This is a genomic window from Halobacillus sp. (assembly GCF_049282395.1).
In the GTDB taxonomy this organism is placed as follows: Bacteria; Bacillota; Bacilli; order Bacillales; family Halobacillaceae; genus Halobacillus.
In genome coordinates this window covers 20,924-33,811 of the sequence record NZ_JBAPTY010000060.1, presented here as the reverse complement: position 1 = coordinate 33,811, position 12,888 = coordinate 20,924, and the positions used below count along the sequence as shown (strand labels likewise).

The 12,888-nt window shown below is 40.6% G+C and carries 13 protein-coding genes and 1 riboswitch; all 13 genes read right to left on the bottom strand.

What is annotated here, in order from left to right:
- Positions 1–438: 438 nt before the first annotated feature.
- Complete coding sequence (locus tag WAM07_RS03220) at positions 439–981, bottom strand: ECF transporter S component (RefSeq protein WP_422164726.1); 543 nt, start codon at positions 979–981, stop codon at positions 439–441.
- Between the two features lie 6 nt (positions 982–987).
- Positions 988–1,389: a DUF4430 domain-containing protein gene (locus WAM07_RS03215; RefSeq protein ID WP_422164724.1), complete on the bottom strand. Its 402-nt coding sequence runs from the start codon at positions 1,387–1,389 to the stop codon at positions 988–990.
- Between the two features lie 188 nt (positions 1,390–1,577).
- A riboswitch (cobalamin riboswitch) is annotated at positions 1,578–1,757 on the bottom strand.
- A gap of 48 nt (positions 1,758–1,805) precedes the next feature.
- Positions 1,806–3,590, bottom strand: coding sequence for an ATP-binding protein (locus tag WAM07_RS03210; RefSeq protein WP_422164723.1), 1,785 nt, complete (start codon positions 3,588–3,590; stop codon positions 1,806–1,808).
- Positions 3,590–4,306, bottom strand: coding sequence for a response regulator transcription factor (locus tag WAM07_RS03205; protein ID WP_422164721.1), 717 nt, complete (start codon positions 4,304–4,306; stop codon positions 3,590–3,592). The genes WAM07_RS03210 and WAM07_RS03205 overlap by 1 nt, the downstream gene beginning before the upstream one ends.
- A 92-nt stretch (positions 4,307–4,398) precedes the next feature.
- Positions 4,399–5,589, bottom strand: a complete 1,191-nt coding sequence (ccsB, locus tag WAM07_RS03200; protein WP_422164719.1) for a c-type cytochrome biogenesis protein CcsB — start codon at positions 5,587–5,589, stop codon at positions 4,399–4,401.
- 29 nt (positions 5,590–5,618) lie between these two features.
- Positions 5,619–7,253 (bottom strand): cytochrome c biogenesis protein ResB, encoded by a 1,635-nt coding sequence (gene resB / locus WAM07_RS03195; RefSeq protein ID WP_422164717.1) that lies wholly within the window; start codon positions 7,251–7,253, stop codon positions 5,619–5,621.
- A 28-nt stretch (positions 7,254–7,281) separates the two neighbouring features.
- On the bottom strand, positions 7,282–7,836 hold the full coding sequence (resA, locus tag WAM07_RS03190) for a thiol-disulfide oxidoreductase ResA (protein WP_422164716.1): 555 nt from the start codon (positions 7,834–7,836) through the stop codon (positions 7,282–7,284).
- Between the two features lie 53 nt (positions 7,837–7,889).
- Positions 7,890–8,618, bottom strand: a complete 729-nt coding sequence (locus WAM07_RS03185) for a pseudouridine synthase (protein ID WP_422164714.1) — start codon at positions 8,616–8,618, stop codon at positions 7,890–7,892.
- Positions 8,619–8,757: 139 nt separating this feature from the next.
- The gene (locus WAM07_RS03180) at positions 8,758–9,273 is read right to left on the bottom strand and encodes a spore maturation protein (RefSeq protein ID WP_422164712.1); all 516 of its coding nucleotides are present in this window, start codon (positions 9,271–9,273) and stop codon (positions 8,758–8,760) included.
- Positions 9,270–9,860: a nucleoside recognition domain-containing protein gene (locus tag WAM07_RS03175; protein WP_422164711.1), complete on the bottom strand. Its 591-nt coding sequence runs from the start codon at positions 9,858–9,860 to the stop codon at positions 9,270–9,272. The genes WAM07_RS03180 and WAM07_RS03175 overlap by 4 nt, the downstream gene beginning before the upstream one ends.
- Positions 9,848–10,939 carry a D-alanyl-D-alanine carboxypeptidase family protein gene (locus WAM07_RS03170; protein WP_422164709.1) on the bottom strand — a complete coding sequence of 364 codons (1,092 nt, stop codon included), beginning with the start codon at positions 10,937–10,939 and terminating at the stop codon, positions 9,848–9,850. The genes WAM07_RS03175 and WAM07_RS03170 overlap by 13 nt, the downstream gene beginning before the upstream one ends.
- 520 nt (positions 10,940–11,459) lie before the next feature.
- Positions 11,460–12,041, bottom strand: coding sequence for an SMC-Scp complex subunit ScpB (scpB, locus tag WAM07_RS03165; RefSeq protein WP_422164707.1), 582 nt, complete (start codon positions 12,039–12,041; stop codon positions 11,460–11,462).
- The gene (locus tag WAM07_RS03160; protein WP_422164705.1) at positions 12,032–12,787 is read right to left on the bottom strand and encodes a segregation/condensation protein A; all 756 of its coding nucleotides are present in this window, start codon (positions 12,785–12,787) and stop codon (positions 12,032–12,034) included. The genes scpB and WAM07_RS03160 overlap by 10 nt, the downstream gene beginning before the upstream one ends.
- Between the last annotated feature and the right edge of the window lie 101 nt (positions 12,788–12,888).

Below are 12,888 nucleotides of genomic sequence, written 5' to 3'. Positions count from 1 at the left end.
GCTTATTATAGATAAGCTCCCGTTTGTTTAAGACTCAGTTTCGAGATATTAAAGCTAAGAGGACAGTCCTTCGGGGGATGATTTCGCTTTCCGGCCATGCACGACGCAACGTCGATCGACCCTACATCGTGTAGAGCCGCAGGAAAGTGTTCAAATGTGGAATCACCCCGAAAGACACGACCAGCATAAGCCGCCCATTAAAAGAATTGTGGTTTTTCAATACGTTGATGAGCGGCTTATGTCTCGAATGTCTGGGTGATGGAACAAGACGAGTTGTTTCCGTAGCCGCCCTCATCTATTGTTTGCAACGGCCCCAACTATCTCGAAACTGAGTCTTAGTAGCGTGAGCTTTACTGTAATTCACCCAGCAAGTGTAGCAGAGCTAATAAAATAAAAAGAAAAAACACAGGTACCAGGGGCCCCCGGCATTCTGTGTTTTTAAGAACGATAATTGGTTGTTCCAACATATGGTGTTTTTCCAGTTAATCCATTTCTCTTCTTATACCGTCTAAATAAGGTGCTTAAAACGGGAGAAAGAATTAAAATGAATATAACATTTGAAATAGCATGATTTATATCGTATGGCAATCCCGCCAAATAATAAGCCCAGAATGGCTGACCAATGGATCGCATTGTAAGGGAGATAACCACCCCGAAAAATATACCTGACAGAAACCCATATATGGTAAGGCCCCAGGTAGGAAATTCAGGTTTGAATTTTCCAATTATGCCGGCAAGCAAACCGATGATTGACCATGCAACTACCTGCCATATAGTCCAGTACCCCATGCCAAGCAGCATATTGGAAACAACAGTGGTTAAGAATGCCATCATAAGACCTGCAGCGGGACCCATCCAAAATCCTGTCAAAATGATGATGGCCGTAACCGGCTGTACATTAGGAACATGGCTTAAAGCAATTCTTCCTGCAACCGCTAATGAGGCAAGCATGGCAATTAGAGTAATTTTATAAATATTCATGTTTCATCATTCCCACGAATGATAATCAAATACAATCATATCGCCTTGCTTTACTTCATATTCGTTGGCTCCAACCTGGGCTTCCTCCCCATTAATTGTGTACATCCACGCCATTTTCTTTTCTTGATTTCCTGCTATTCCTTCAATACTATTTATATATCCTTCGCTTTGTTCTACTTCAAAATTGTCTTCCATCACCTTTAATAGGGTAGTGCCTTCCTCTACGGAAATTTCTTTATCAGCTAAGGTTTCCTCCCCATTATTTTTGGAGATCTCTACTTGGACACTGACTTCCTGTTTTTCTTCTTCTTGACCAGCATTAGCTTTCTCTTCGGTCTGGGTTCCGCACCCACTCAGAGTACCTGCCGTTAATAAGATCGCCAGCAATAAGGTATAAAGTTTGTTCATCTTGTTTCCATCCTCTCACTTTTTAATAATAGCTTTTTAGAAAGGACGAATGGACAACCTGCCACACTATGTATCCATCAAAAAAAGCTTGCCTTCGTTCAAAGGCAAGCTTAAGACAAACCAGATGGGTTAGTTAATCTATTTACATAGAACCGATCGGTTGTCTCAAACGCTCAATCCCCGAAGCTTTGAAACACTGGGATCAGGCAGGTCTACTGACTTGTGCGTCATCCTACTAAGGACCCTTCCCGTGCATTTGCACAGTGGAACTTCCTTTTCGTCTTCACATACAGTTGCGAGGACAGTCCCGGCCTTTAACCGGGTTCCCATTTTAAGCCCTTTCAGGCACCTGAATCCACTCAATATAAAGTTATTTTATCCATTACTAGATTAACTCACATTTCGACATTTAGCAACTAGCTATCTGGAGAATCTATCTTCTTTGGGATCCTGAAAGAAAAAGTGGTCCCCTCTTCTACCTTACTGTGCACACTGATCATTCCATTATGGGCTTCCACAATATTTTTAGCAATAGCCAGTCCCAGACCCGTTCCTTTTTTATGCTTAGATGCTTCTCTTTTTCTTGATTTGTCTGCCTTATAGAACCGTTCGAATACAAAAGGAAGATCATCTTCGGAAATTCCTTGACCAGAATCATGTACAGATGCCATCCATTCATGTCCTCCATCCTCAATAATTACGTTCACGGATCCATGTTCACTTGTATGTCGAATGGCATTATCAATAAGATTTGTAAAGACTTGCTCTATCCGATCAGCATCAAAATAAAGCCATTCTAGATTTGGATCTACATTTATGGTTAAGCTCACCTGGCGTTCCTTAGAAAGTCCTTGAAACTTCCGTTCGATCTTGTCCATATAAGGAGCTAATTCTACGGATTCCACATATAAATTTATATGACCCGCTTCCATTCGGGCTAAATCCAATAATTCATTGACCAGGCGACCAATTCGCAATGATTCATCGTGGATGATCTGGGCTAGTTCATTTTTATCTTCTTTACTCTCCGCAACATCATCTACTATTGCTTCACTGTACCCTTGAAGCATCGAAATAGGAGTTCGTAATTCATGGGAAACATTGGCAATAAAATCTTTGCGAAGTTTATCCAGTCTGCGCTCGTCTGTCATATCTCGTAAGACAGCAACCGCACCTCTAATAGTATCTTTATCGTATAATGGAGTCATAATAATGACCCAGGAGCGGCCTTGCAAAGATACTTCAGTCATCGCTTCCTGTTCTTTGGATATCACTTCATCAAATAGTTCATAAAGAGGAGCCGGCAAATTACTTGGATTCAATGTACCTTCTTCATCGTTCTCAAACTTGTCAGCTTCCAAATACTGCTGGGCTGGAGGGTTGGTAATGAGAACTTCTCCTTCACGATTGATGGTAATAACTCCATCTGCCATCGAGCGCAATATGCCTGAAAGCTGTTCTTTCTCCTGATTTAGGGCGTTAATATGAAATTTAAGCTGACGTCCCATGCGGTTGAAAGCCATAGCAAGCTCGCCTATTTCATCATGAGTTAAAATAGGAATCTTCGTGTTAAATTCCCCTTTAGCAAGTTCAAGGGCCCCTTCCCGCATCTTGATTAGGGGAGAAGTAATACGAGTAGATAAGAAAAAAGCAAAGATCGTAGTCAATATAATAGCAATCCCTGCTCCAAGGAAAATAATCTTGGTGGTCTGTTCAGAAGTTTCCTCTATCGTATCCAGAGATTGATAAACAAAAACGGCTCCATTTCTTTCCGTTAAAGGAGTTCCCACCACCATAACCTCTGTATCAAATTCCTTTATTTCTGTAACCTTTTTCACATCGCGTCCTTCACTTATGACTTTGGATAAATCGTTATCGGACGAGATCCAATTGTAAGTCATTTTAGGGAGCGCCTGTGATTCGCTATCACTTACAATGACTTCATCAGGTCCATAAGTGATCAACGCCCGGCTCGCAGGATTTTTAACAAGTGCCGTAGTAGAAAGAAGCAGGTTTCTATCTTCATACCTTTCAACTACCTCTGTAATTTTAGAAGCAGTCTGAAGTAATTGACTTTCCGCTTGTTGAATATGATAGTTCTGAAAAAATTCTAATAACAACACCGTTAGAATAAACAGGACAAAGCATACTAGGAATAATATAGTAAACCACAGTTTACCTACTACACTGCGCCAGAACATTATTCTCCACTTACCTCGAACTTATAGCCAATACCCCATACTGTAACGATCATACCCGCAGCATCAGAGGAAACTTTACTCAGCTTCTCTCTTAATCTCTTCACATGCGTATCCACGGTTCTGAGGTCACCAAAAAATTCATATTGCCAAACTTCTTTAAGAAGCTGTTCTCTATGAAAAACTTTGTCAGGTGACTGAGCCATGTAATTAAGGAGCTCATACTCCTTAGGAGTTAATGCTACTTCTTTTCCTTCGGCTGTTACACGGTGAGCATCATTATCGATGGTCATGTGCGGAAACACCAGGACATTTCTTGCAGAAGTATCCGTTTCCAAAAATTTAGTAGAGGAAGACCGGCGTAGCAGAGCTTTCACCCTTAAAACCACTTCCCTGGGACTAAATGGTTTCACAATATAATCATCAGTCCCCACTTCAAAGCCTTGCACACGATTTGCTTCTTCCCCTTTGGCCGTTAGCATAATGACTGGAGTTGCTTTCTTTTCCCGAAGCTCTTTACAAACTTCTATACCGTCCATCCCCGGGAGCATCAAGTCGAGCAGAATAACATCGTAATCCACATCGATTGCTTTTTTTAAAGCTTCGTCTCCATCTTCTGCTTCATCAATAATATAATTTTCTCTTTCTAAGTACATGCGGATCAAACGTCGAATACGATCTTCATCATCTACTACTAATATTCTGGCTTCTTGTTCCATAAGTCTAACCACCCTTAATTAATACTAATTATTACATTTCATAAATAAAAATGGCAGGGGGGTAAAAAACCCTTCCTGCCTTTAAGAATAAATCATGCATAGGAGTGAAGTCCAGAAATCACCAAATTTACCGCAATTAAGTTAAACATGATAATTCCAAAACCACCAACGGCAAGCCAGGCCGACCTCATTCCCTGCCAACCTCTTGAAAGCCGCAAGTGTAAATAGGCTGCATAGAAAAAGAAGGTGATCAAAGCCCACACTTCTTTAGGGTCCCATCCCCAGAAGCGATCCCATGCTTGCTGAGCCCAAATCATGGCAAAAATAAGAGCACCTAAAGTAAATACAGGGAAACCGATGGCGACGGCACGGTAGGAAACTTCATCGACCAGTTCTGGATTTACTCTTTTTCTAAGCATAGGCTGTAAAAATGCACCCACTCTTTTTCTCATCAAGAGTCTTGATACTCCATAGATTATGAGACCGCCAAGTAAGGATAGAATAAAGGTATTTAGCTTAACAGCTGCATCCTCCCCGCGCATCCATTCCGGCGCTTCAATCAGGGGATGCATAGCTTCCTCTGTAACTAAATCTCCATCTGCCGGTCCGATAAAGGCAGGCATCTGGTAAGTAATTTCCGTCTGCTGACCTTCAATTGGCGCTTGAAAAACTGTTTGATGATTCAAGGCGCTAAAGGTGGATGATAGAACGATGAAAGCAACCACAGCAGCTATTGTATAAATGACGAACTCGAGCCACGAGGTGTGCTTATTTGATTTGGACTGATCAATCTGGGAAATTAAGTAAATCAATCCCGCCACAAAGCTGACTGATAATATAGCCTGGCCAAGTGAAGCTGTCGTGACGTGAATATAGAGCCAGTGTGATTGCAAAGATGGTACTAATGGAGAAATTTCAGTCGGAAACATGCTCGCAAAAGCGATGATCAGTAAAGCGATTGGCAATGCAAAAAGACCAAGCAGATCCACTCTGTAAATAAAATACAGGACTATGAATGCAAATACGAGCATCATTCCAAAGAACGTAGTGTATTCAAATAAGTTACTAACTGGTGCATGGTGACTTGCAATCCACCTTGTTATGAAGTAACCCACTTGAGTTATAAAACCCAGTATAGTAATAGATATTCCTATATTCCCTGCAGTTCTGCTTTTCGCTCTCTTTTTATCCCGGATCGTTGCCCCAAAGAAAAAAGTTGCGATCAAATAAAGGAAAAAAGCAGCATATAGTAAATTTCCACTAATTGCACTTAAATCTCCCATTTTTTATCCTCCTCAAACACTAATAAATTCTATTCTTTCTTTTCATACTGATCCAGGGGCTCCTGAATGTGAGTTCCAGAAATTACTTTGTTTATCTCCTGCCTAAGAGCATACCAGTTCTTATTCGTGTGCCCGGCAATCCAGACTCCATTTTCTTTAGGCTGAAGCCAGATTCTCCGATGATTCCAATACATTCCCAGGATAACACCTAGCATAAAAATGGCACCACCTAACGCAATAATCGGAAGCGTATGGTCTTTCTTAACCGTAAGTCCTGTTACGTCACGGACGTCAAAATTGACAAGACCGATCTTATAGTCGTTTTCTCCACTAGCATCCACATTGGCACCGATTCCTAGAAAGCTAGTTTCTGCTTCTTGGGAATCAGGAGGATAAAGATTAAAGACGAAAGCAGGATTCTTTGGATATTTGGAGACAGATACAGGGGCTCCTTCCTGCATTTCATATTCAGGGAAATAATTATTTATCTCTACACGATAGCCGCTATCGAGAGTATATTCATTCTTAGGGTCGGACAAATCTACGGTAAACTCTCCATAATTTGTATCTTCATTTTCTTTGTCATGAATTTTAAAAGTCATTTCTTTAAACTCATTTAACTGATAACTGGCTTGATAAAGAGCAAAATCATCAAATTTGATCGGATGGTTCATTTTTGCCTGTGTATCTTTCAGTTCTGCTAATTCTGGTTCCTTACCAGGGATAATCTCATCCGTTCGTTCATATATGACTGCGTTAGTCTGAAACGTTTTCGGAATAGGTCCCCCTTGTTTCTGAATCGCTTCTTTAAACCGAGCATCCGTTTCATCGTCCTCATTATAAGTTTCCAGGATAAAGTCTTTGTTCTTTATATAATATTTGCCTTCCGTTCCTGGAATCATAGTAGTTTCACCTTCACGTACCCATATAAAATCGTCAATGTAAAATGCCGGGACAAACCGAAGCAGCGACCCTACTAAAAATATAATTAATCCTATATGGTTTACATATGGCCCCCAGCGGGCAAAGCGGTTTTTTTCAGCAAGGATGTGTCCATCCTGCTCATAAATTTTAAACCTGCGCTTTTTTAAATTCTTTTTGTAAAGCTCCAGGTCTACCTGATCTGCCTCTGTTACACCAAAAACACGTTGCTTTTTCATGAACAATTCATGACGCTTGGGCTTTTGTTTTTTTAATGTCTTATAAAGAGGAAAAAATCGGTCGATACTGGCAATTACAATTGAAATACCGATCATGGCAATTAACAACATATACCACCATGAACTAAATAAATTATGAAAACCAAGCTGGTAATAGATTTGTCCAAACAGCCCATACTGATCTCGATAGTGTGAAGCTGGATCTACGTTTGGAGGTATGTACATTTCCTGGGGGAGAATAGTACCTACTGCTGAAGCAATTAACGTAAGAACAATCAGCCACACGCCCACCTTCACAGAAGAAAAGAAATTCCAGATTTTGTCCACAATCGTGCGGTTATAAGTTTGAGACCGCCGGGCGCTGCCATCGTACCGCATGTTTAGAAGCTTTTTGTCTTCATTGCCATTGATATGCTGATTTCCTTCAATAGGTTTACCACACGCTTCACAAAGAACCGTGCCTTCAGGGTTCACATGGCCGCACTCACATGTTATTTCGTTCATATTAAAACCTCACAATATCAAGTAAACTCTACTCCTCAGGTACAATTTTCTGTAAGTGGCCTTCCAATTTACTTAAAGTAAGTGGGCCAATTACTTTCTCTACAATTTCACCATCAGAGTTGATGAATAATGTCGCAGGCAGATTGCTAACGTTATATAAATCCATAACCTGACCATTTTTATCTTGTAAAACCGGAAAACTTAAATTATATTGGTCTATAAAATTCTGTACGACTAATTCAGTGGAATCGAGGTTAACCGCAAGAATTTCCACCCCTTTTTCTTTAAATTCGGGATATAATTCTTCCATATAAGGCATTTCATCCTTACAGGGGCCACAATACGTTGCCCAGAAATTGACCATAACTCCTTTACCTTTTAAATCATCTAAGGCCATTGTCTCCCCATCACTTCCGAATTTTTGCAATTGAAAGTTAGGAGCTTGTTCTCCTTGAGCAATAACGGACTTCTCTTCTTTTGCATTAGAAATAAGAGCAAATATAACCAATCCAGCCATTACCGCAAGAATAACCGTACGAAAAACAAGCCTTTTTCTTTTTTTCTTTAGTGTCTGTTCCTTCATATCATTCACTCCCAACTCATTATAACATTGATTGGAAACGGAAAATTTGAACGTTATTCAACATTTTTTTCTGCAAGCTGGCGAAGCTGCTTAACTTCATGAGGTTTTAATGGACGAGAGTCTCCAGCGTTCATTCCATGTAAATCAAGCGTGCCGTATCTCTCACGCTTAAGTTTGTCGACAGGATAGCCAAGAGCTTCGAACATCCGGCGAACTTGACGATTTTTTCCTTCATGAAGTATAACCTGGATAATCGCACTGTTTTTTTTCGGATCAGAAGAATTAATCTTGGCGTGCACAGCCTTTAAGTACTCTCCATCAATATTAATTCCCTTTTTTAATTGCTGCAGCTGTTCACGTGAAGGAATCCCTTTTGTTTTCGCAATATATACTTTATCAACTTCATGCTTTGGATGCATAAGAAGGTTGGCGAATTCGCCGTCATTTGTTAAAAGAAGCAAGCCGGAGGTATCATAATCAAGCCTGCCGATTGGAAAGATCCTCTCATCCACTTCTGGCAGATAATCCGTAACAACTTTACGGCCTTTATCATCGCTTACACTTGAAATCACGCCACGCGGTTTATAGAGCAAGTAATAAACAGGTGCCTCTTTCACGATCGGTACCCCTTCTACCTCAACATCATCATTCGAGCTCACTTTTGTTCCAAGTTCTTTAACTACTTCACCATTAACTTTAACCTTACCATCTATAATCATTTGTTCTGCTTTTCTACGAGAAGCTACACCTGCATGGGCGATCACTTTCTGCAGTCTTTCCATTTCAGCCATCCCTGGTCACCAACCTTTTCACTCTTTAATCTATACACAACAGGAAGCCACGCTGAGGTACTCCAGCGCGGCTTGTCAGCTCCTTAACATTATACACATTATAGCCATATTTGCACAAAAAGTCATCCTATCAACTAAATAGGATGACTACAACTATTACAGAAGCTATTATACCAACCAGATCGGCCAATAGTCCAACCTTTAAAGCATCTCCCATTTTTTTAATTCCTACAGCTCCAAAATATACCGTAATGATATATAATGTCGTATCCGTGCTCCCCTGCATGACTGAGGCCAGGTATCCGATAAATGAATCCGGGCCGTATGTTCGAATGAGCTCGGTGGTCATGCTTAAAGCGGCTGTACCCGAAATAGGACGAATAAATGCCAAAGGGAGGATTTCTTCAGGAAACCCTACAGCCCTTGTGACAGGTTCAAAGAGGTGTAAAATAGCTCCCATAGCTCCGGAAGCTTGAAAAATAGCGATTGACACCATCATGCCTAATAAAAAGGGAAGTAAAGTAATAGCAATTTGAATCCCTTCTTTACTGCCTTCTACAAATACTTCATAAGCAGGGACATTTTTTAAGGTTGCTGTAACAAGTACGATTAATATAATCCCCGGGATTAACCATATGCTGATCATGGTCTCCTCAACCTTTTTCTACGATAATAGAAATACCGATCAATTATCAGAGCAGCACAGGTCGAAATGATAGTGGCCAGAATAGTGGCACCTACAATGCTGGTTGGATCATCTGAACCGTACTTCATGCGAATGGCAATAACAGTGGTAGGAATTAATGTAAGAGAAGATGTGTTTATAGCTAGTAATGTAATCATGGACCGGCTGGCTTCTTGAGAGTTCGACAACCTCTTAAGTTCATTCATTGCTTTCAGCCCCATAGGGGTGGCTGCATTGCCCAGACCGAACATGTTAGCTGTCATATTTGAAAGAATGTAACCAAGAGCTGGATCGTTTTCAGGAATATCAGGAAAAATTTTTCTTACAAAGGGTCTGAATATTTTAGCCAATCCGTTCAACAGTCCTGCCTCTTCCGCGATTTTCATGAGTCCCAGCCAAAAAATAAGAACTCCGGCAAGGCTCAGCGCGATCATTACAGCTTCGTCCAGGGTAGAAAAAATCGCTTTGTTCACAGCCTCCATCGTTCCATTGAAGGCTGCATAAACAATTCCTATAATAGCTAACAGGGCCCAGATTAAGTTGACCACGGCACCACCCCCGTGATCTTACCAAGAAAGCTTTTCATTCCGGATATCAGGGAACGTTTTGGCCTTTCATGCCATACAGAGGCTTGTACGAGCGGAATTTCTCCCGCCTTAAATTGACGCATACCCGCCATATTTTCCTGCTCTACTCCATTATATCGATAGAATGTTGCTTTTACGTTTTCCTTTTCTGCGGCAGTTAGAGGAAAGTAAATATCACGTGGTAAGTAATAGCTCTGCCCATTTGTCTCAACGGTCCCCTCGGATTGAAGTTTGACCGACTCAAAGTTTTTAAATCCCCATTCAAACATACGTTGATGATCATTCCAATCATCTGGTGCATTTAAAGTAACAGCAATTAATTCCATGCCTTCTTTCTCGGCACTGCTCACCAGGGTACGGCCTGCTTTCTTTGTGTATCCAGTTTTCCCTCCATTTGCAGGTGCATAGTATTTAGTCAATAATTTATTTTTGTTCATCCAGGCATAGTCTCTGTTTTCAGACCGAAAAGATTCGCTTCCGGTAATTTCTCTAAACGTTTCATTTTTCATGGAGTAAGCCATTAATAAGGCAAGGTCATAAGCACTTGATAAGTGCTTCTCCCCGTCCAAGCCGTGAGGATTCTCAAAGTTGCTGTTATTCATACCGAGCCACAGAGCCTTCTCATTCATCATTTGTGTGAAACCTTCCACACTTCCGCCTACATGCTCAGCAATCGCCACAGCTGAGTCGTTCCCGGAACGCAGCATTAAACCATAGACTAAATCCTTAAGAGGTATCTTCTCATTCTCGGTTAAATAAATCGAAGAACCTTCTGTATGTACCGCTCTACTGCTCACTTTTACTTTTTCTTCCATCTTCCCTGATTCAATTGCTATAATAGCAGTCATGATTTTAGTCGTACTAGCGATCAGGGACGCCTCATAAGCATCTTTTTCGTATAAAACGCGGCCTGACTCAGAATCTAGTAATACCGCATGCTCAGCAGAAACGGATAAGTTTGGATTTGCCTGGACTGGTTTAATTATAAGAAGTGATATAACCATTGCTAACCATAAAGAAGATAATATACACTTTTTCACCGGGGGACCTCCCTGTTTTCGTCATTTGATTTACCTTATGCTTTCCGGTACAAGCTTATGAGTACTGCCTCCTGTTACTAATAATCAATCTTCCTAAGCTAGTGGACTGAACAAGGAGTTTTCTTTCCCTTTTTTTACGATGGTTTTGTTAAAGTTATTGCTGATTTTTCATAAGAGGCTTACTACACAATGGGCCGGATTGTGTAAGACTCGATTTCGAGATAAATCGGGTCCGTTACGATATTAGGAGGGTGCTGGCAGGGGAATTTATCCATACGTTTAGGCAAGGTTATTAAAAAATCTTTTTAAGCATGAATAACTACTTTTAATTATTTTCATGCGATAGTTGAATAAATATAGGCATTTTATATTTACGAGACTGAACCTATAAAAATGCGGCTTCATCTCTATGGAATTTAGAGCTGAAACCGCTTAGGTACGCATAATTATTTTAAACTGTTTACTCAACAGCCAAAGGCAGCTTAATATAGATCTGCCTCTTTTCTCATAAATTAATATTCTACTCATCTGTTGCAGTAAAATTACCAAAGAAAAGGTCTGCTTCTTCCTCTAAATTTTCTGCTTCCTTAAGTTCTGAAAGCGGCGGTAGCTCACTTAATGAGGTAAGCCCGAAATATATTAAGAAATCCTTCGTCGTACCAAAGAGTACAGGACGGCCTATAGCTTCTTTTCTTCCTTTTTCTTCAATTAACCCTCTGGTAACAAGGGTCTGCACTGCTCGATCACTTTTTACCCCTCTAAGATCATCAATTTCTATCCTGGTAATAGGCTGCTGATAAGCAACAATAGCAAGTGTTTCAAGAGCGGCCTGGGAGAGGCGAGTATTCCCCGGCGAATCTATCAGCCGCTTATAATAAGAGGCATGTTCAGGTTTAGTGGTCAGATGCAGAACCCCATGGGAGTCCATGATAGTAATGCCTCTGTGAGCACTCTGGTAATCCTGTTTTAGATCTTCTAATATATCATTTAACTCTTTTTGGCTTATTTCGAGAAGGGTACCTATTTTTTTGTGGGTTAAGCCTTCATCACCGGCGGCGAACAATAGCCCTTCTACGATGGCTTTGTATTCTTCTAACTCCATGGGGCATCCTCCATTTTAAATACAATTAATTCTTCAAAGTGCTGCTGCTGCACACAAACGATGTCATTACTTTTCATCAATTCCAAGATCGCCATGAAGGTAACGACTATGTGCGGGCGGGATCGTTTTTTAAATAACTGATAAAAGGAGGTTCCACCTTCTTGCAAATCAACTTGAGTCAAAATTTCTTCCATTCTCATTTGAATTGGGACTTCATCCCTTTTTATTTTGGTTTCTTGAACTTGTTCATTTGCATTGCTTCTGGAAAGCATTTTACTCATAGCATGAATCATATCATAGATAGACGCCTCCCCTGGCTTAATAGCAGGGGCCTCTCCTTGAACTTCTTCCTGGCGCATAGGAGGGCGGGTGTATATTCTATTTGCTTCAACTTCTTTTTCTTTTAACCCTTCAGCTGCCTGTTTATATTTACGGTATTCAATCAGCTTTCTCATAAGATCTTCACGAGGATCTTCTTCTAAGCCTTCGTCATCTACTTCCTCAAGGGTTGGATTAGGCAGTAGCATTTGACTCTTTATGGCAAGCAGCGAAGCAGCCATAACTAAGTATTCACTCGCAAGGTCTAACTCCAATTCTCTCATCGTATGAATATAATTCATATACTGATCGGTTATTTTAGAAACTGGGATATCATAGATATCGATTTCGTAACGATTCACTAGATGCAAAAGAAGATCCAGCGGTCCTTCAAATCCATCTACTTTAACTTGATAGCTTTTAGTCATCGTATTCTTCCTTTGTTATTATCAATTGCCGATTATCATCGTATCAAAAAATGTTAAGTAAGTGAATTGTACACTACGGCTTGTGGTTCTGTTCATTGGTC